Below are 17,869 nucleotides of genomic sequence, written 5' to 3'. Positions count from 1 at the left end.
CCCGTGCAGCAGAGTGAGCGGCCCGGCGTGGCACCTCTGACGCACTTGCCGATCCTTGGGTCGGCTTTTTTATTATCCTGCTGTCTTTCATATGGTTTTTGTATTCTGAGAAGGGGCTTTGCGGCATAGTGATCTCCCGACAGTGAGGGAGCCACGAGAAACAAGGCCCGCCTGAGGGAGGGCTTCCCATTCCGGGGGGCAATATGCGAGGAGCGAGCCATGATCCTGCTGACCCTGGGGGTGGTGTTGTTCACCCTGACTCATCTTTACCCCTGTTTCGCGGCACAGCACCGCGCCCGTCTGCGGGAGCGGCTGGGGGAGAACCGCTACAAGGGGCTCTTCTCGCTGCTGGTGTTCGTCGCCATCGGCTGCATCCTCGCAGGCTGGCGCAGTGCCAGCCCCATGCCCCTCTATTTTCTGCCTGTCTGGGGGCCCACCCTGGTGATGGGGATCATGCCGATCGCCCTTGTCCTGCTGTGTGCGGGGCAGGGGGCGAACCATTTCCGCCGTTGGCTGGTGCACCCCCAGCTGCTCGGGGTGCTGCTCTGGTCGGGGGCCCATCTGGCGGTGAACAGCGAGGCGCGTTCCCTGGTGCTGTTTGGCGGGCTCGGTCTCTGGGCTCTCATCAGCATCGTCTGGATTTCGATGCGGGAGTGGGGCCGTCACCCCCGTGCCGCCGCCACCTGGCAGGGGACGGGGATCAGTCTGGGGGCGGGGCTGGCCCTCACGGCTCTGCTTATCTTCTGGGGACACGGCTGGCTGACCGGGATCCCCCTGCACTGATCCCTGAACCAGATTCCGGGGTCTTGCGTATGATGTACAAAATAATGGGAGTCACGTCGATGAAATGGTTCACCCTGCTGCTGATGCTCGGTTCGGGGGCGGTCTCTGCCGCCTGCCCCGATTACTTCAACGTGGAGATGCGGGAGCTCAACAGCACCCAGCGCCACAACCTCTGCCAGTTGACCGAGGGCAAGGTGGTGCTGGTGGTCAACACCGCCTCCTACTGCGGTTACAGCGGTCAGTTCCGGGATCTGGAAGCCCTCTATCAGGGCTACAAGGAGAAGGGGCTGATGGTGCTGGGCTTCCCTTCCAACGATTTCTGGCAGGAGGCGGGCAACGAGAACAAGACCGCCGAGGTGTGCCGCCGGGACTACGGGGTGACCTTCCCCATGTTCAACCGGGTGGCGGTGCGGGGTTCGGATGCGGTGCCGCTGTTCAAGGGGCTGGCCGCGGCTGCCGACGGTGATGCGCCCAACTGGAACTTCCACAAGTACCTGGTCGGGCGGGACGGCAAGCTGATTGCGAGCTATGGCGCCAACCAGAATCCGTCGGATGATCCTCTCAAACAGCAGATCATCGATGCCCTGGGGCACTGACCCTACCCCATGGCGGGCCACTCTGGAATAATGCGGCCCCGCCATCCACTCCGGTGACACCGTGCTGCAACGTCTTCCCCAAATGGTGATCTTCGATGCCCTGGTTCGTGAACAGGGCATCTCGGCGGCTGCGCGCCGCCTCGGGGTCTCCAAATCCCACATCAGCAAGCAGCTCGCCCTGCTGGAAACCGCGCTCGGCGCCCAGCTGGTACAGCGCACTACCCGCCGTTTCGGGCTCACCGAACTGGGTCAGGAGTATGCCCGCCACTGCCGCGCTCTGGTGGCGGTGGCACTGGAGGCGGAATCCATGGTGGCGGAGCGCCGTGGCAAGGTGAGCGGCGTGCTCCATCTGGGGGTGGGTCAATCCTTCGGGCGGTTGCACGTGATCCCGCGCCTCAAGGCGTTTCAGGCACGTTATCCGGATCTGGAGCTGGAGGTGTCCCTGTTCGATCACCGCACCAATCTGGTGGATGAGGGGCTGGATCTCTGGATCACCACCTACGAGGACAAACCCGAGTCTCTGGTAGGGCAGCGACTGGCAGACATCGGCTTCGTGCTGGTGGCCTCGCCGGATTATCTGCTGAGTCACGGCACGCCACTGCACCCCAGGGATCTGGCCCATCACAATTGCATCACCTACCAGAGCCGGGAGCGGCGCTACCACGAGTGGTCATTTCGCCAGGGCAAGGAGCGCCAGACGGTGCAGGTGGCGGGCAACTACCGGGTGGATCTGGCGGAAGCGGTGCGGGACGCCGCCCTGGCCGGGCTCGGCATCGCCTACGTGGCCAACTACCTGCTGGACAAGGAGCTGCAATCTGGTCAGCTCATCCCTCTGCTGCCCCAGTGGCAACCGAACCAGAAGATGGCGGTGCACGCCGTCTATGCCAGGCGAGAGCATCTGGATCCCAAGATCCGCCTCTTCATCGACTTCCTCAAGGAGAGCTTCGGACCCGGGCCCTACTGGGCGCAGCGACTCGCACCCTGGCTCGGGGGGAAATTGTCCGGCACCGAGGAATAATCGTTTCCATACAAGGACACTGGCGTGAGTGCGGTTTCAAAGTTGTGTCAAATCAGTCAGTTGGCGCAACCGATATCGTGCAAACGTTTTTGCTAACAGGGTTGTAACCCGGCAGGGTTGCGGCGGTGAGGGGAGGGGAGCAGAATCCGCGCCCATCTTCAGCCTCACTGGATGGAATCCCCATGATTGCCCTGCTTGGTATCCTGAGCATCCTGGCCCTGGCCGCACTCTGCTCTGATAATCGTCGTCGTATCCCGTTGCGAACAGTGGGCTTTGCCCTCTGCCTGCAAGTGCTCTTCGCCGCCCTGGTGCTCTGGCTGCCCGCCGGTCAGCAGGTATTGAACGGTGTCAGCGAGAGCGTCAGCAGCGTCATCGGCTACGGCCAGGAGGGGATTGCCTTCCTGTTCGGGGATCTGGCCAAGTTCAAGCTGGGCTTCATCTTCGCCTTCAACGTGCTGCCGGTGATCATCTTCTTCTCCGCGCTGATCGCCATCCTCTATCACATCGGCCTGATGCCCAAAGTGATCGCCCTGCTCGGCGGCGGCCTGCAGAAATTGCTGGGCACCGGCCGCGCCGAGAGCCTCTCTGCCACCGCCAACATCTTCGTCGGCATGGTGGAAGCGCCGCTGGTGGTCAAACCCTATCTCTCCAGGATGTCCGATTCCCAGTTCTTTGCGGTGATGAGCTGCGGGCTGGCCTCGGTAGCTGGCGGCACCCTGGTGGGCTACGCCAGCATCGGGGTCGAGCTGAAATACCTGATTGCGGCGGCCTTCATGTCCGCCCCTGCCGGGCTTGCCATGGCCAAGATCCTGGTGCCGCCCGCCGCGCAAGAGGAAGATCACCACGAAGACGTGGAGATCCCCCGCGCCACCAACGTCATTGAAGCGGCCGCCGATGGCGCCATGGCGGGTCTCAACATCGCCGTCGCCGTGGGGGCGACCCTGCTGGCCTTCGTCGGCGTGATCGCCCTGCTCAACGGCCTGCTGGGCTGGGCCGGCGACCTGGTGGGGCTGGAGCTGAGCTTCCAGATCATCCTGGGCTGGCTGTTTGCCCCCGTCTCCTGGCTCATCGGCGTACCCTGGGATCAGGCCCAGGCGGCCGGTGCCCTGATCGGCACCAAGATCGTCATCAACGAGTTCGTCGCCTTCATCGCCCTGGTGCAGGATCAGACCCTGAACGAGTCGAGCAAGGCCATCGTCACCTTCGCCCTGTGCGGTTTCGCCAATATCTCTTCCATGGCGATCCTCATCGGCGGCCTGGGGGCCATGGTGCCGGAGCGCAAGTCCTTCATCGCCCGCTACGGCATGCGCGCCATCCTGGCGGGGGTGTTGGCAAACCTGATGAGCGCCTCCCTGGCAGGCTTGTTCCTCGCCCTCTGATAGACCCTGGAAGTCAGCACCTTCCGGTCATTGCCCGCTTCGGCGGGCTTTTTTGCACCCGCTTGCAGGCAAAAAAAAGCGCCTCTGGGGAGGCGCGGGGAAAAGACAGATTGGAAGCGTCACATGGGTGCCACCTGAATGAGGGATGAGCCGTCCCATCCAAGTGTGAAGCCATGATGCCTGATGCTCTCTGAAGCGCTTCTGAGGCGATTCTTCATACTGTGTTCATTTTCAAAATGCTGCCGTAATGTGGTTTTTAAATAATTGATGCTGAAATAAAATAAATAATCAGTGATTTATTTTGTTATGCGGCTCAAAGGAAAGGTGAATCGGGGCGGTGGGCATGCTCCTGCCATGGGGCGGATCCGTCGGAATATTATCCCGATGTCTGCTCAACGAATCACGCAACCATGCTGCCAGATGGCAAGCAACCAGCATGTGATGGGGGGGTTGCCCGTCATGGGCAGTGCAACGCCGCCTGCGGTCTGCTGTTGGGACCAGCAACTCGTATGTGATGAAGATGCCGCTCGTCAGAGGATCCGCGCGAGTGGCCTGCGGTCTGTGGTGCCTGCACCCGCAACCCGCATTTGACAGGAGGCGCACCCTTTCATGGGGTCAGCGCGAAGTGGTCTGCGGTCTCCTGCTCCAGTGCCAGCAACCAGCGCTTGATGGGGATGCCTCCCCCGTAGCCGGTCAGTTCACCGCTGCGCCCTATGACCCTGTGGCAGGGCACTATGATGCTGAGGGGATTGCGGCCGTTGGCGGCGCCCACCGCCCGCACGGCCCTGGGGTTGCCGATGGCCTCTGCAATCTGGAGGTAGCTGACGGTCTCGCCGTAGGGGATGTCGCACAACGCCTGCCACACGGCCTGCTGGAATGGTGTGCCCGTGGCGGCCAGGGGGAGATCGAAGCGCCGCAGGCGGCCGGCAAAGTAGGCGGAAAACTGCTCGACGAAGGGGGCCAGGGCGGCATCATCCCGCTGCCACTCCGGTTGCGGCAGGACGGGGCGCTCCCCTTGCATGAATTCCACGTGGCGCAGCCCGGCCCCATCGATGGCGATGAGCAGGGGCCCCTTGGCGCATTCACAAAAGCTGTACTGCATTCTCTTGTCCTCGGGCATGTGGCAGGTCACTCCAGTACGGGCTTGCCGCGGGTGGATTTGATCTCTCCCTTGCGTTTCTTGGCATCGACCCGCTTGCGTTGGGAGCTGCGGGTCGGCTTGGTGGCGTGGCGGGCCTTGGGGCGCCACGCGGCTTTTTTCAGCAGCTCGGTCAGGCGGCTCATGGCCTCCTTGCGATTCATGTCCTGGCTGCGATGGGTCTCGACCCTGATCTGGATGAAGCCGTCGTGAACCCGGCTGTCGCTGAGCCGCTCCAGTCCCTCCTTGTAGAGCGGCGGCAGGCTGGGGGAGTCGCGATAATCGAAGCGCAGCCAGACGGCGGAGTCGGTCTTGTTGACGTGCTGGCCGCCATTGCCCTGGGCCCGCATGGTCTGGAATTGCAGTTCATGCCAGGGGATGATCACGCTGTTGGAGATGACTAACATGGGGTGATGCTCTCATTTGGTGCATCAAGGGAGTCTGGTGCAGCTTGGTGCCTCATTATGGGGCGAGATGCGCTTCCTTGGTGATCCTGAGCCTTTCTGGCTCAGAGTGTCATATCTATCTATATGAAAATAAACGATAAAAATACTTGGCACAAGAATTGATGACCCATTCGTGACATACCATGGATTGGGAGCAACCAGATGAAGCTGATTACTGCGATTATCAAACCTTTCAAGTTGGACGACGTGCGCGAGGCCATCGCCAACCTGGGGGTGGAAGGCCTGACCGTCTCCGAAGTGAAGGGTTTTGGTCGCCAGAAGGGGCACACCGAATTATACCGGGGGGCCGAGTACCAGGTCGACTTTCTGCCGAAGGTAAAGCTGGAGATCGCCACCGCAGACGAGAACGTCGAAGGGGTGATCGAGGCCATCTGCAAGGCTGCCTATACCGGCAAAATCGGTGACGGCAAGATTTTCGTCTATGACCTGCTGCAAGCGGTGCGTATTCGTACTGGTGAGAGCGACGACGAGGCGCTCTGAGTACGCTCCTTTGCCCGGCCGGGTCGGGCAAAGGTCCGGGCAGGTTCTGCCGACAGTGTGAAGGGGTGGTCGTCGAAAGACCGGATGGGATTCCATCCGGTCTTTTTGTTTGGCCGCTGATTAAATAGATCGTTCCAACCCAGCAAACAGCCTTGATCCTCTCCTCCCGATTCATGCAGAATGCAAACGAAAATGGTTATCACTCTTTACGCAGACAAGGAACGGATGATGAAAATGAAGATGTTGGCACTGGCTTTCTCCACGCTTGTCGCCCAGTCGGCGTTCGCCGCCCAGGAGGTAAACGTCTATTCGAACCGTCAGGATGAGCTGATCAAGCCCATCATCCAGCAGTTCGAGAAGGAGACCGGGATCAAGGTCAATGTGGTGTTTGCCAAAGAGGGGCTGAACGAGCGTCTGGAACGGGAAGGCAAGCTCTCTCCGGCCGATCTGATGCTGACCGTGGACATCAGCCGTCTGACCGAGCTGGTGGACAAGGACCTGGTGCAGCCGGTGGACAGCAAGACGCTGCAGGAGAACATCCCCGCCATCTATCGCGATCCGGACAACCGCTGGTTCGCCTTGACCACCCGGGTGCGTGCCATCTACTCCAGCAAGGAGCGTCTTGGCAAGCTCGACACCATCCGCTACGAAGATCTGGTCAAGCCTGAATTCAAAGGAAAAATTTGTACCCGTAGCGGCAAGCACGAGTACAATGTGGCGCTGGTTTCGTCCATGATTGCCCATCACGGCATGGCGGACACCAAGACCTGGCTGGAAGGGGTCAAGGCCAACCTGGCGCGCAAGCCCCAGGGCAACGACCGTGATCAGGTCAAGGCGATCAAGGACGGCATCTGTGATGTCTCCCTGGGCAACAGCTACTACCTGGGTGCCATGTTGAAGGACCCGGCGCAGAAGTCCTGGGCCGACGCGGTGGAAATCAACTTCCCGAACCAGGGTGATCGCGGTGCCCACGTCAACGTGAGCGGCGTGGCCATGACCAAGTATGCCAAGAACAAGGACGCAGCACAGAAGCTGATGGAGTTCCTCTCCGGGGATACCGCCCAGCACATGTATGCGGATGTGAATGCCGAGTACCCGGTCAAGGCGGGGGTCGAGCCTTCTGCCATGGTCAAGTCTTGGGGCACGTTCAAGTCTGACCCCATGCCGGTCAGCGATTATGCCAAGCACCGCAAGGACGCCTTGCAACTGCTGGATGAAGTGAAATTCGACTTGTAATCAGATGGGGCCAACGGCCCCATCAACTTCTGTGGACTCATGAAACATTTTGGATGGATTGCCGGCAGCTGGGCCACCGCCCTGCTGCTGGGTTTGCCGGTACTCGCCCTGGTCTTCTCCGCCTTCTCGGCTGATGGGGAACTGTTTGCCCACCTCGCCGATACCGTACTGCCCGACTATCTGCGAAACACGTCCGGTCTGGTGCTGGGGGTGGTCTGCCTCAGCCTGCTGTTCGGAGTGCCCACCGCCTGGCTGGTGGCCATGTGCGAGGTGCCGGGGCGCCGCGCCCTGCAATGGGCGCTGATGCTGCCCATGGCGATGCCCTCCTATATCGTGGCCTACGTCTATACCGACCTGCTCGACTACTCGGGCCCGCTGCAGGCGGGGCTGCGTGCCCTGTTTGGCTGGCAGGGACCGACCGACTACTGGTTCCCGGCCATTCGCTCCCTCGGGGGCGCGGCCTGGGTGCTGGCGCTGGTGCTTTTTCCCTATGTCTATCTGCTGGCACGGGCCTCCTTCCTGGAGCAGTCGGTCAGCCTCATTCACTCCAGCCGTCTGCTCGGCTGCACCCCCTGGCAGAGCTTTCGCCGCCTGAGCCTCCCCCTGGCCCGCCCGGCCATCATGGTGGGGGCATCTCTGGTCGCGATGGAAACTCTGGCGGACTTTGCCACCGTCCACTTCTTTGCCATCAACACTCTGACCACCGCCATCTACGACACCTGGCTCGGCTACGGCAGCCTGGCGACCGCCGCCAAGCTCTCCTGTCTGATGCTGCTGGCGGTGGTGCTGCTCATCGCGCTGGAGCGCCGCTCCCGCCAGCGCCAGCAGGTGTTCCAGAAGTCCATGGGCTTCGAGCAGCCCCTGCGTTACCCCCTCGTGGGCCTGAGGGGCGTGCTGGCCGGGCTCTGGTGCTGGGGTCTGGTGCTGGCGGGGTTCGCCCTGCCGTTCGTCATCCTGCTCGATTACGGGGTGCGTTACTTCGCGCTGTCGTGGACGCCCGAATTCGTGCGCTTTGCGGGCAACAGCCTTGCCATCTCGGCCCTGACCGCCCTGCTGGCCATGGCCATTGCCCTGCTGCTCGGCTTCTTCCGTCGCCTCGATGGGGGGACTCTCAGCCTGCTGCCCCTGCGCTTCGCCGCCATGGGCTATGCCATGCCGGGGACCGTGCTGGCCATCGGCGTGCTGGTGCCGCTCACGGCCCTGGATTTTGGCATCAACGATCTGGCCGAGTGGCTCGGGATGCCGGGCCCCGGTCTGCTCCTGACCGGCACCCTCACCGCCATCGTGTTCGGCTATCTGGTGCGCTTCGTGGCCATCGCCATCGGGTCGGTGGAGAGCAGCATGAGCAAGATCTCCCCCAGCCTCGACATGGCTGCCCGCTCTCTGGGGCAGGGGGCGGGCGGCATGCTGCGTCGCATTCACCTGCCGCTGGTACGCCGCGGCCTCTTTGCCGGCGCCATGCTGGTGTTCATCGAATCCATGAAGGAGCTGCCCGCCGCCCTGATGCTGCGGCCGTTCAACTTCGAAACCCTGGCGACCCACGTCTATCAGTTCGTCTCGGACGAGATGCTGGAGCGGGGGGCGCTCGGTGCCATCGTCATCGTGCTGGTGGGGCTGATTCCCCTGCTGTGGATCAACCGTACTCTGGATGGTCCAGGCCATTGAGCGGCCCCGTCCGGCATCACTACGCGAGAGGAAAAGAACCTTGTCCTGCCTGAATATCGAGAAGGTCAGCTGTCACTACAATGGCCGCCCCGTGCTGGAGCAGCTCTCCCTGCAGGTGGCCGACAACGAGATCGTCTGTCTGCTGGGGGCCAGCGGCTGTGGCAAGACCACGCTGCTCAAAGCGGTGGCCGGTCTGCTGCCCCTGGCCCAGGGGGAGATCCGGCTGGGAGAGACCCTGCTCGATGCCCCCGGCGTGAGTGTGCCGCCGGAGGCCCGCCATATCGGCATGATCTTCCAGGATTACGCTCTCTTTCCTCACCTGACGGTGGCCGAGAACGTCGGCTTCGGCCTGACCGGGCAAGATCGCGGCAGCCGCCAGCAGCAGGTGGAAGAGGCGCTGGCGCTGGTCAACCTGCAGGGGTTGGGGGAGCGCTATCCCCACCAGCTCTCCGGCGGCCAGCAGCAGCGGGTGGCCATCGCCCGCGCCCTGGTGTGCAAGCCGCGCCTGATGCTGCTGGACGAGCCCTTCTCCAACATCGACACCCAGGTGCGGATGAAGCTGATCCTCGAGATCCGCGCCCTGCTCAAACAGCAGGGCATTGGTGCCATCTTCGTCAGCCACAGCAAGGAAGAGGCCTTCGCCTTCGCCGACCGGCTGGCTCTGTTTCGCGCCGGTCGCATCGAACAGGTGGGGGAGCCGGAGCAGCTCTATCGCCGCCCCGGGAACCGCTTCGTGGCGGAGTTTCTCGGCGGGGTCAACTATCTGGCGGCCGAGGTGGTGGACAGCCACTGCGTGCAGACCCTCCTTGGAACCATCTGCGGTCAGGAGCCCCATGGCCGCGCGGTGGGGGAGCGGTTGCAGCTCATGCTCAGACCCCAGCAGTTGGCGCTGACGGCGGCGGATGACGGTGAGATCCGGGTGCGTGAGCAACAGTTCCTGGGCCATCACTGCCGGGTACTGGTGGAGTGTGGCGGCCAGCAACTGGAAGCCAGCATCGGTGAGCCCCTGGAAGGGGAGCGCGCGCGGGTGACCGTGGCGCCTCATGCCCTGGTGTTGTTTGACCCCTTGCCATGAGTGCGTGGTATTGTCGTGAAATCAATGAACTGGAAGCGCGCTGGTTTATAATCGCGCCACGCCCATAGCCAACGCACTTGGAGAGAGACATGAAAGCCCAAGCCGGGATCTGCGCAGAGCCGAATCTGCACGCCCTCTATCTGATGTTCAATCGCACCGGTGACGCCGCTGCCCTGACCTCCCGCCTGGCCAGCCTGCCAGCACTCTGGGAGGCGGTGAGCGCCGACTTCCCCGATGCGGCCTTCAGCGGTCTGGTCGCCGTCGGGGCCGACGCCTGGGATGATCTCTATCCTGCCGCCCGGCCGCCCCAGTTCCGCGGTTTCATGGCGCAATCCGCCAACGGTCAGGAGGCCCCCAATACCCCGTTCGATCTCTTCGTACAATTGCGTGCTGATCGGGTGGACGTGCTGCATCATGCCGGTCATCGCGTCATGGCCCTGCTGGCCGGGCTTGTTGAATTGGCCGAGGAAGTCCGCGGTTTTCGCAACCAGGATTGCCGGGATCTGACCGGTTTCGTCGACGGCACCGAGAACCCGCAGGATGAGCACCGCGCCGAGGTGGCGTTGCTGGACGGCGGCGAGTTCGCCGGTGGCTCCTACATCCACGTGCAGCGCTGGGTCCACGCCATGAGCGACTGGGAGAAGCTGGCCCTGAAGGAGCAGGAAGACATCATAGGCCGCACCAAGGTCGACAACATCGAATACGAGTCCGCCGACAAGCCGCTCACCTCCCACATCAAGCGGGTCAACCTCAAGACCCCGAAGGGGGAGTCCATGGAGATCCTGCGCCAGAGCATGCCCTGGGGCACCATGAGCGAGCAGGGGCTCTACTTCATCTCCTGCTGCCGCACGCCGCTGCACTTCAACGCCATGCTGGCCAGTATGTACAAAGGGGAAGGCAGCCACTTCGATCACCTGCTGCGCTTCACCCGGGCGGTGACCGGCGCGGCCTTCTTCGCCCCTTCCGTCGATTTTCTGGTGGCCGAGGGCAAATAAACCCGGCTTGCCGACCGCTCAAAACAAAAAATCCCGGCCAAGGCCGGGATTTTTGTGCGGATCGCCCAAGGCGACCGGATCAGGGCGTCTGCTCGAACAGCTCGAGGGCGGAGAGGTAGAGCTCCTCGATGTCGGTATCGCTGGTCGGGGTGATGAAGATGGTGTCATCACCGGCGATGGTGCCGAGGATCCCTTCGGCCTTGCCGAGGGAGTCAAGCAGGCGGGCGATCAGCTGAGCTGCGCCGGGGCTGGTGTGGATCACCACCAGAGCGCCGTTGTGGTCGACATCCAGCACCAGGTTCTTGAGGGGGCTGGAGGTGGTGGGCACGCCCAGTTCCACCGGCAGACAGTAGACCATCTCCATCTTGGCATTGCGGGTGCGAACGGCGCCGAAGCGGCTCAGCATGCGCGAGACCTTGGACTGGTTGATGTTCTCGAAGCCCATCTCTTGCAGGGCAGTCACTATCTCTGCCTGGGAGCCGAAACGCTCCTCTTTCAGCAAGGCTTTAAAGGCCTTGGCCAGTTTTTCTTGCTTGTCGTTATGTTTCATCTTGGACTCACGAATGAGGGGAGTGACCGCCTGTCACGCTCAGGCGGCAGATACGAACAGCGCTGCTATTTTGCATTCATATGCCTGTTTTGGCAAGGAAGCGGCGCTTGTTCTGCATATTGATTCAAATATAGCTTGCATCAACTTATGCTGGCGCTAGAATCAGGACGAAATTTTGAAAACTTATTCAATTGGGCTGTATGGGTATCGAATTAATCGGCATCGAAAAATCCTGGCACAAGGTGCCGGTACTGCAGCAGGTGAGCTTTCGGACTGCTCCCGGCGAGACCTTGGTATTGCTGGGCCCGAGCGGGGCAGGCAAGAGCTCTCTGCTGCGCATGATGAACTTGCTGGACACGCCGGATGCCGGTGTGTTGCGCATCGCAGACAGTGAATTTTCTTTCCCGTCCAGCCTCTCTACTGCCGAATTCAACCGTCAGGCACAGGCGCTGCGCCGCAAGGTGGGCATGGTGTTCCAGCAGTACAATCTGTGGCCGCACCTCACCGTGATGGAGAATCTGATTGAAGCGCCCGTCAAGGTGCTCGGCATGAGCCGCGACGCGGCCATCGAGAAAGGGGCCTATCTGCTGGCCCAGCTGCAACTGGCCGACAAACGGGACGCCTGGCCCGCACGGCTTTCCGGTGGCCAGCAGCAGCGGGTCGCTATTGCCCGGACCCTGATGATGGATCCTCAGGTGCTGCTGTTTGACGAACCGACGGCTGCCCTGGATCCCGAAATTACCAAAGAGGTGGCGGAGATCATCCGCACCCTGAGCCAGACCGGCATCACCCAGGTGGTGGTGACCCACGAGGTGGAGTTCGCCCGCAAGGTGGCCAGTCAGGTGATCTATCTGGAGAAGGGGCGGATCATCGAATCCGGCACCGCCGCCATCTTCCAGTCCCCGCAAACCAGCCGGTTTGCCGAATTCTTGATGCATTGATATTGAGTCGATAAGGAAGCTGTCATGAAAAAGAGTCTGTTGCTGATCGCCGCCATGGGTCTGCTGAGCACTTCTGTGCTGGCCAAAGAGATCAAGTTCGCCACCGAGGCAACCTATGCGCCGTTCGAATACCTGGATGACAAGAACGAGTTCCAGGGGTTTGACATCGATCTGGCCCGCGCGGTCTGCGAGCAGGCCAAGCTGGAGTGCAGCTTCCACAACCAGGCCTTCGACAGCCTGATCCCCAGCCTCAAGTTCCGTCGCTATGACGCCGTCATCGCCGCCATGGACGTGACCCCGGAGCGGGCTGCCCAGGTCGACTTCTCCGACATCTATTACGAGAACTCCGCGGTGTTCGTCGCCAAGAAAGAGACCTTCAAGGGGCCGGACGATCTGGTGGACAAGACAGTCGGCGTGCAGAACGGCACTTCTCACCAGTCCTATCTGGTGGACAACTGGGTGAGCAAGGGTCTGCTGACCGTGCCCTACGCCAGCTACCAGAGCGCCTTCCTCGACATGATGAATGGCCGCACTGACGGCGTGTTTGCCGATACGGCGGTGGCCGCCGACTGGCTCAAGCAGCACAAGGAATACGCCGTGGTCGGTACCCCGGTGACCGACGCCAAGTACTTCGGTACCGGTTTTGGCATCGCGGTGGCCAAGGGCAACCAGGAACTGCTGACCCAGCTGAACAAGGGGCTGGCCGAGATCAAGGCCAACGGCACCTATCAGAAGATCTATGACAAGTACTTCGCGCAGTAAGCCATGTTGAGCTTGTTGTTGGATGCAGCCTGGATGACCCTCGGGCTGGCCCTGGCATCCCTGGTCGGTGGCATGGTGCTGGCACTGGCATTCAGTGCGGCTGAGTTGAGCAAGCAGCGTGCGTTGGTGTGGCCCGTGGCCACCCTGACCACCTTGATCCGTGGTCTGCCCGAGTTGCTGGTGGTGCTCTTCATCTACTTCGGCTCGACCCAGGTGCTGTTCCTCATCACCGGGGAGTATGTGGAGTTCAGCCCGTTCGCCTGCGGTGTGCTGGCGCTCTCCCTGCTGTTTGCGAGCTACGCCACCCAGACCCTGCGTGCCGCCCTCAATGCGGTGCCCCCTGGGCAGCGGCTGGCGGCGCAGGCGCTCGGCCTGGGCAAGGGGCACACCTTCTTTCGCATCGTGCTGCCCCAGGCCTGGCGTCACGCCCTGCCCGGGCTCGGCAACCAGTGGCTGGTGCTGCTGAAAGACACCGCTCTGGTCTCCCTCATCGGGGTGAACGAGATGATGCGTCAGGCACAGATGGCTTCGGCCAGCACCTATCAACCCTTCACCTGGTACGCCGCTGCCGCCCTCATCTATCTGGCTATTAGTCTGGTGAGTGAATTCGGTTTGAAGCAGGCGTCCCGCTATACCCGCCGTTACGGAGGCTGACCATGCAGGATTACCTGATGACCCTGCTGGGAGGGCTGGCGATCACCCTGCAGCTCACCGCGTTCAGCTTGTTGCTGGGCGTGCTGATGGCGGCCGGCATGACCTGGGTGCTGGAGCGTCGCATTCCGGTGGCGACCCAGCTGGTGCAGCTCTGGGTATTGGTCTTTACCGGTACGCCGCTGCTCATCCAGATCTTCCTCATCTACTACGGGCCTGGCCAGTTTGAATGGCTCAAGGCGGGGCCGCTCTGGCCGCTGCTCAAGCAACCCTGGTTCTGCGCCGTGCTGGCGCTCGGTTTCAATACCGCAGCCTACTCCACCCGGCTGTTCAAAGGGGCGCTCGACGCCATCCCCGCCGGTGAAGTGGAGGCCTGCCGTGCGCTCGGCTTCTCGGCCGGACAGACCCTGTGGATGAAGACCCGCCATGCCGCCCGTCGGCTGGTCCCCGCCTATTCCAACGAGGTGATCCTGGTGCTCAAGGGGAGTTCGCTCGCCAGTACCATCACCATTATGGACATCATGGGGCTGGCCCAGCGTCTCAACGCCCAGACCTATGACACCCTGGCGGTGTTCACCGTGGCCGGAGCGCTCTATCTGACCATGAATGGATTGTTAACAATTGGTTTCCGCTGGTGTGAGCGTCGGGCACTGGCTTTCCAGTCCTGAAGCAGTCACATTTACCTCTTAATGGTGAGGGGAGCACAGGAAATCTGTGTCTTTCCTCCCATTTATCGCATATTCCTCTCCGCTTTCATCGCCGCTTGTTCCCTGGCTCACAGAACCCGTGATTACAACTGTTATCAGATTGTTTTTTAGGAGGGGATCCTTTAAGGTGAGGCGCACAATAAGAATCAGCATTAACCCAACTAGAAACAACCTTAAACCTACGCTTAGACATGGAGTTGATCATGAAAGTTGCCGTTCTGGGTGCCGCCGGTGGCATCGGCCAAGCCCTCGCTCTGCTGTTGAAAAACCGCCTGCCTGCCGGTTCCGAACTGAGCCTGTATGACATTGCCCCGGTCACTCCGGGCGTGGCGGCGGACCTGAGCCATATCCCGACTGACGTGAAAGTAAAAGGTTTCTGCGGTGAAGATCCGAGCCCGGCTCTGGTCGGCGCCGATGTCGTGCTGATCTCTGCCGGCGTGGCGCGCAAGCCCGGCATGGACCGTTCCGACCTGTTCAACATCAACGCAGGTATCGTCAAGAATCTGGTGGAAAAGTGTGCTGCTTCCTGCCCGAAAGCACTGATCGGCATCATCACCAACCCGGTCAACACCACGGTCGCCATCGCCGCCGAAGTGCTGAAGAAAGCCGGTGTCTATGACAAGCGTCGCCTGTTCGGCGTGACCACCCTGGATGTGATCCGTGGCGAGACCTTCGTGGCCGAAGCCAAGGGCCTGAACGTTGACAAGGTACGTGTCAACGTCATCGGCGGCCACAGTGGCGTGACCATTCTGCCGCTGCTCTCCCAGGTTGAAGGCGCCAGCTTCACCGCTGAGGAAGTGGCTGCCATGACCAAGCGCATTCAGAATGCCGGTACCGAAGTGGTGGAAGCCAAGGCCGGTGGCGGTTCCGCCACTCTCTCCATGGGTCAGGCAGCCTGCCGTTTCGGTCTGTCGCTCATCAAGGGTCTGCAAGGGGAAGCCAACGTCATCGAGTGTGCCTATGTGGAAGGCAACGGTGAGCACGCCACCTTCTTCGCGCAGCCGGTGCTGCTCGGCAAGAACGGTGTCGAAACCGTGCTGGACTACGGCAAGCTGAGCGCCTTCGAGCAGGAAGCGATGGACAGCATGCTGGCCACCCTGAAGGCCGACATCCAGCTGGGCGTCGACTTCGTCAAGTAAGTCGCTACGTCGACCGCAAGGGGAGCCCAGGCTCCCCTTTGTCATTTTCGGGGCTGGGTGTGGCGGGCTAAGGAGATGGCCCTGGCTGCCGATAACAGAAGGCAGCAGGAGATCCCTATGATAAAACCAAGAACCCTCATCGCCATTATCGGTGTGTGCAGCTTACCCTTGCAGGGGGCGGAGCCCACCTCGGCCGCCGCGCCCACCCAGGCGGTGGCGGCTGCAGCCGCGCCGCCATCTGCGGCGTCTGCACCCTTGTCACCGGCCTCATCATCGGCCCAGCCAGCCCTGACGCCAGCCTCTTCTGTCGCCACGTCATCCCTCCCTGTGTCAGCAGCTCCAGCCCAGGTGCCATCCGCACCTGTACCGTCCGCACCGGCAGCTGCGCCGCTGCCCAGGGCGACGACGCAGGCATCCGCTGCTGCGGGAGAGTTGCAGGCCGTGCCGCTCTATCGCCAGGACGAACTGCTCAACTGGATAGAGCAGGGGCGCCATCTGGCCCGGGTGAAGCAGGACAGGTGCCAGCTCACCCAGGATATCGAGGCGCGGGCCTCGGTGATGAAGATCCCTGCCTATCAGTTCCTCTGGGGGGACATGCTGGCGTGGGGGGTTTGCACCAAGCCGGACGCCCAGATCGGAGTGCAGTACATGTGGGAGGCCGCCAACCAGGGGCTGGCGCCGGCGCTGGAACAGCTTGGCCGCTATTACTGGAAGGGGATCCTGGTTCAGAAGGATCTGGTGAGGGCCGAGACCCTGATGCGGGAAGCCGCGAGCCTCGGCTTCTTGCGGGCACAGATGGAGTGGGTGGAGATGTTGCTGCAGGGCATGGGGAGTCCCCTGGATTACGAGGAGGCGTATCACTGGCTGCACGGCGCCGTCATCGGTGACAAGGCCATGCACCAGAAGGCGGCGAGCCTGCTCAGCCGGCTCGGCAACCGGATGCCCGCCAATGCCATCGCCCGTGCCAAGGCGATGCACTGAGTCCTGATAGTCCGCTTTGATATGACAAGGCCCACGAAGCTGTGCTTGTGGGCCTTGTGCATTTTCCCGGTCAGGGGAGGGATCAGAGGCCCTGATGGGGGCCGAAGACCTCGTAGTGCATCCGCTCGGCAGGCACGCCCACATGCTCCAGCTGAGCTTTGACTGCCTTCATGAACGGGACAGGGCCGCAGAAATAGTAGTGGGCGTCGGCCGGAATGAGGTCGGTGACCTGCTCCAGTGCCAGAGTGCCGCTGAAGTCGTAATCCTCTCCTTTGACATCCTGCTCCCCCGGCTCCCGATACCAGATCCGGCTCTCCAGTTTCCCGTGTTGCCTGCTCTTTGCCCGGATCTCGTCCCTGAACGCGTGGTGGGCGCCATGTTCGCAGGCGTGAAGCCAGCGAATATCCATATCCGGGCCATCGGCCAGCAAGTGGTTGAGCATGCTCAGCATGGGGGTGAGGCCGACCCCGGCGGAGATCAGCACCACAGGCGTGTCTGGCTCCTCTTGCAGGAAGAAGTCGCCGGCCGGCGGCATGATGTCGACCGTGTCACCGATGTGAAGATGATCATGCAACAGGTTGGAGGCCTGACCCCTGGGTTCGCGCTTGACGCTGATGCGGTAGTCGCGGCCATTGGGGGTGTCCGAGAGGGAGTACTGGCGGATCTCCTGATGCTCGAGGGCGGGATGAACCAGCTTGATACTGAGATATTGCCCCGGTTTGAAACGCAACACGGGGTTGCCATCGAGGGGGGCCAGGACGAAAGAGGTGATGAGTTCACTCTCCTGACGCTTCTCCTTGATGATGAAAGGGCGGGTTCCCTGCCAACCACCGTCCTGGCTTGCCTTCTCCCGATAGAGCTCGCTCTCCCGACCGATAAAGATGTCGGCCAGCACACCGTAAGCCTTGCCCCAGGCGGTAAGTACCTCCTCCGTGACAGCGTTGCCACCCATTTCTTTGAGCGTGGCCAAGAGATGACTACCCACAATGTGATATTGTTCCGGCTGGATCAGGAAACCCGTATGTTTGTGGGCGATGCGTTCAACGGCTCCGGCCAAGGCCCCCAGATTGTCGATGTTCCTGGCATAGGCCGCCACCGCACTGAACAGTGCCAAGGGCTGTCCCCCGCTACGCTGGTGAGCCAGGTTGAAAACATCCTTCAACTCGGGATTGTGGCTGAACATGCGCTGATAAAAGTGCCGTGTGAGGTCAGGGCCCGCCGATTCGAGCAAAGGAATGGTGCTCTTGATGACGGCGATGGTGGCTTGGTCTAACATAGGAGGTCCTTTCTAATTGAACATCTGGAA

19 protein-coding genes are annotated in these 17,869 nt (G+C 61.7%); 15 read left to right on the top strand and 4 right to left on the bottom strand.

Annotation, left to right across the window (positions count from 1 at the left end; all coding sequences use genetic code 11):
* Positions 1-219 precede the first annotated feature (219 nt).
* From ACNPAA_RS02130 to ACNPAA_RS02115, 4 genes are all read left to right on the top strand, one after another.
* Positions 220-783 (top strand): NnrU family protein, encoded by a 564-nt coding sequence (locus tag ACNPAA_RS02130; RefSeq protein ID WP_042864457.1) that lies wholly within the window; start codon positions 220-222, stop codon positions 781-783.
* A gap of 59 nt (positions 784-842) precedes the next feature.
* Positions 843-1,379 carry a glutathione peroxidase gene (locus ACNPAA_RS02125; RefSeq protein WP_010673063.1) on the top strand — a complete coding sequence of 179 codons (537 nt, stop codon included), beginning with the start codon at positions 843-845 and terminating at the stop codon, positions 1,377-1,379.
* 82 nt (positions 1,380-1,461) lie between these two features.
* Positions 1,462-2,397 (top strand): LysR family transcriptional regulator, encoded by a 936-nt coding sequence (locus ACNPAA_RS02120; RefSeq protein WP_010673064.1) that lies wholly within the window; start codon positions 1,462-1,464, stop codon positions 2,395-2,397.
* Between the two features lie 182 nt (positions 2,398-2,579).
* Entirely contained in the window at positions 2,580-3,776 is a 1,197-nt protein-coding gene (locus tag ACNPAA_RS02115) for a NupC/NupG family nucleoside CNT transporter (RefSeq protein ID WP_041214468.1), read from the top strand.
* 607 nt (positions 3,777-4,383) lie between these two features.
* Here the strand turns inward: ACNPAA_RS02115 and ACNPAA_RS02110 are convergent.
* On the bottom strand, positions 4,384-4,878 hold the full coding sequence (locus tag ACNPAA_RS02110) for a methylated-DNA--[protein]-cysteine S-methyltransferase (protein ID WP_103857996.1): 495 nt from the start codon (positions 4,876-4,878) through the stop codon (positions 4,384-4,386).
* A gap of 26 nt (positions 4,879-4,904) precedes the next feature.
* On the bottom strand, positions 4,905-5,321 hold the full coding sequence (arfB, locus tag ACNPAA_RS02105) for an alternative ribosome rescue aminoacyl-tRNA hydrolase ArfB (RefSeq protein ID WP_010673067.1): 417 nt from the start codon (positions 5,319-5,321) through the stop codon (positions 4,905-4,907).
* A gap of 201 nt (positions 5,322-5,522) precedes the next feature.
* Between arfB and glnK the strand changes: the two genes are divergently transcribed.
* The 5 genes from glnK (at position 5,523) to ACNPAA_RS02080 (ending at position 10,832) form a co-directional block, all read left to right on the top strand.
* On the top strand, positions 5,523-5,861 hold the full coding sequence (gene glnK, locus ACNPAA_RS02100; protein ID WP_005332325.1) for a P-II family nitrogen regulator: 339 nt from the start codon (positions 5,523-5,525) through the stop codon (positions 5,859-5,861).
* Positions 5,862-6,089: 228 nt separating this feature from the next.
* Positions 6,090-7,097, top strand: a complete 1,008-nt coding sequence (locus ACNPAA_RS02095; protein WP_010673068.1) for a Fe(3+) ABC transporter substrate-binding protein — start codon at positions 6,090-6,092, stop codon at positions 7,095-7,097.
* Between the two features lie 39 nt (positions 7,098-7,136).
* Positions 7,137-8,762, top strand: coding sequence for an ABC transporter permease (locus tag ACNPAA_RS02090; RefSeq protein WP_417891544.1), 1,626 nt, complete (start codon positions 7,137-7,139; stop codon positions 8,760-8,762).
* A gap of 40 nt (positions 8,763-8,802) precedes the next feature.
* Complete coding sequence (locus ACNPAA_RS02085; protein ID WP_104451894.1) at positions 8,803-9,837, top strand: ABC transporter ATP-binding protein; 1,035 nt, start codon at positions 8,803-8,805, stop codon at positions 9,835-9,837.
* Between the two features lie 89 nt (positions 9,838-9,926).
* Entirely contained in the window at positions 9,927-10,832 is a 906-nt protein-coding gene (locus tag ACNPAA_RS02080) for a Dyp-type peroxidase (RefSeq protein ID WP_042864452.1), read from the top strand.
* A 79-nt stretch (positions 10,833-10,911) separates the two neighbouring features.
* Here ACNPAA_RS02080 and argR read toward each other — a convergent pair whose 3' ends face one another.
* The gene (gene argR, locus ACNPAA_RS02075) at positions 10,912-11,382 is read right to left on the bottom strand and encodes a transcriptional regulator ArgR (RefSeq protein WP_005308670.1); all 471 of its coding nucleotides are present in this window, start codon (positions 11,380-11,382) and stop codon (positions 10,912-10,914) included.
* Between the two features lie 200 nt (positions 11,383-11,582).
* Between argR and ACNPAA_RS02070 the strand changes: the two genes are divergently transcribed.
* The 6 genes from ACNPAA_RS02070 to ACNPAA_RS02045 all read left to right on the top strand — a co-directional run bounded on the left by ACNPAA_RS02070 (position 11,583) and on the right by ACNPAA_RS02045 (position 16,563).
* Positions 11,583-12,323: an ATP-binding cassette domain-containing protein gene (locus ACNPAA_RS02070; protein ID WP_010673072.1), complete on the top strand. Its 741-nt coding sequence runs from the start codon at positions 11,583-11,585 to the stop codon at positions 12,321-12,323.
* Between the two features lie 24 nt (positions 12,324-12,347).
* Positions 12,348-13,085, top strand: a complete 738-nt coding sequence (locus ACNPAA_RS02065) for an arginine ABC transporter substrate-binding protein (RefSeq protein WP_010673073.1) — start codon at positions 12,348-12,350, stop codon at positions 13,083-13,085.
* A 3-nt stretch (positions 13,086-13,088) separates the two neighbouring features.
* Positions 13,089-13,739 (top strand): arginine ABC transporter permease ArtQ, encoded by a 651-nt coding sequence (gene artQ / locus ACNPAA_RS02060; RefSeq protein WP_042014905.1) that lies wholly within the window; start codon positions 13,089-13,091, stop codon positions 13,737-13,739.
* A gap of 2 nt (positions 13,740-13,741) precedes the next feature.
* Positions 13,742-14,404: an arginine ABC transporter permease ArtM gene (gene artM, locus ACNPAA_RS02055; RefSeq protein WP_010673075.1), complete on the top strand. Its 663-nt coding sequence runs from the start codon at positions 13,742-13,744 to the stop codon at positions 14,402-14,404.
* Positions 14,405-14,646: 242 nt separating this feature from the next.
* A complete protein-coding gene (mdh, locus tag ACNPAA_RS02050; protein WP_010673076.1) occupies positions 14,647-15,582 on the top strand; it encodes a malate dehydrogenase in 936 nt (311 codons plus the stop codon).
* Between the two features lie 390 nt (positions 15,583-15,972).
* Positions 15,973-16,563 (top strand): tetratricopeptide repeat protein, encoded by a 591-nt coding sequence (locus ACNPAA_RS02045; protein WP_029313773.1) that lies wholly within the window; start codon positions 15,973-15,975, stop codon positions 16,561-16,563.
* Between the two features lie 82 nt (positions 16,564-16,645).
* Here the strand turns inward: ACNPAA_RS02045 and hmpA are convergent, their stop codons facing one another.
* On the bottom strand, positions 16,646-17,839 hold the full coding sequence (gene hmpA, locus ACNPAA_RS02040) for an NO-inducible flavohemoprotein (RefSeq protein ID WP_128296391.1): 1,194 nt from the start codon (positions 17,837-17,839) through the stop codon (positions 16,646-16,648).
* Positions 17,840-17,869: the final 30 nt, after the last annotated feature.

The sequence above is a fragment of the Aeromonas sp. PS2Canimalfood6 genome (genome assembly GCF_048276795.1).
GTDB lineage: Bacteria > Pseudomonadota > Gammaproteobacteria > Enterobacterales > Aeromonadaceae > Aeromonas > Aeromonas caviae.
This window is presented reverse-complemented; position numbering and strand designations above follow the sequence as displayed.

What these genes read in the sequence shown, in the direction of transcription:
- ACNPAA_RS02130 (WP_042864457.1), top strand. Translation starts at nt 220, where the DNA reads ATGATCCTGCTGACCCTGGGGGTGGTGTTGTTCACCCTGACTCATCTT.
- ACNPAA_RS02125 (WP_010673063.1), top strand. Translation starts at nt 843, where the DNA reads ATGAAATGGTTCACCCTGCTGCTGATGCTCGGTTCGGGGGCGGTCTCT.
- ACNPAA_RS02120 (WP_010673064.1), top strand. Translation starts at nt 1,462, where the DNA reads ATGGTGATCTTCGATGCCCTGGTTCGTGAACAGGGCATCTCGGCGGCT.
- ACNPAA_RS02115 (WP_041214468.1), top strand. Translation starts at nt 2,580, where the DNA reads ATGATTGCCCTGCTTGGTATCCTGAGCATCCTGGCCCTGGCCGCACTC.
- ACNPAA_RS02110 (WP_103857996.1), bottom strand. Translation starts at nt 4,878, where the DNA reads ATGCAGTACAGCTTTTGTGAATGCGCCAAGGGGCCCCTGCTCATCGCC.
- arfB (WP_010673067.1), bottom strand. Translation starts at nt 5,321, where the DNA reads ATGTTAGTCATCTCCAACAGCGTGATCATCCCCTGGCATGAACTGCAA.
- glnK (WP_005332325.1), top strand. Translation starts at nt 5,523, where the DNA reads ATGAAGCTGATTACTGCGATTATCAAACCTTTCAAGTTGGACGACGTG.
- ACNPAA_RS02095 (WP_010673068.1), top strand. Translation starts at nt 6,090, where the DNA reads ATGAAAATGAAGATGTTGGCACTGGCTTTCTCCACGCTTGTCGCCCAG.
- ACNPAA_RS02090 (WP_417891544.1), top strand. Translation starts at nt 7,137, where the DNA reads ATGAAACATTTTGGATGGATTGCCGGCAGCTGGGCCACCGCCCTGCTG.
- ACNPAA_RS02080 (WP_042864452.1), top strand. Translation starts at nt 9,927, where the DNA reads ATGAAAGCCCAAGCCGGGATCTGCGCAGAGCCGAATCTGCACGCCCTC.
- argR (WP_005308670.1), bottom strand. Translation starts at nt 11,382, where the DNA reads ATGAAACATAACGACAAGCAAGAAAAACTGGCCAAGGCCTTTAAAGCC.
- ACNPAA_RS02070 (WP_010673072.1), top strand. Translation starts at nt 11,583, where the DNA reads ATGGGTATCGAATTAATCGGCATCGAAAAATCCTGGCACAAGGTGCCG.
- ACNPAA_RS02065 (WP_010673073.1), top strand. Translation starts at nt 12,348, where the DNA reads ATGAAAAAGAGTCTGTTGCTGATCGCCGCCATGGGTCTGCTGAGCACT.
- artQ (WP_042014905.1), top strand. Translation starts at nt 13,089, where the DNA reads ATGTTGAGCTTGTTGTTGGATGCAGCCTGGATGACCCTCGGGCTGGCC.
- artM (WP_010673075.1), top strand. Translation starts at nt 13,742, where the DNA reads ATGCAGGATTACCTGATGACCCTGCTGGGAGGGCTGGCGATCACCCTG.
- mdh (WP_010673076.1), top strand. Translation starts at nt 14,647, where the DNA reads ATGAAAGTTGCCGTTCTGGGTGCCGCCGGTGGCATCGGCCAAGCCCTC.
- hmpA (WP_128296391.1), bottom strand. Translation starts at nt 17,839, where the DNA reads ATGTTAGACCAAGCCACCATCGCCGTCATCAAGAGCACCATTCCTTTG.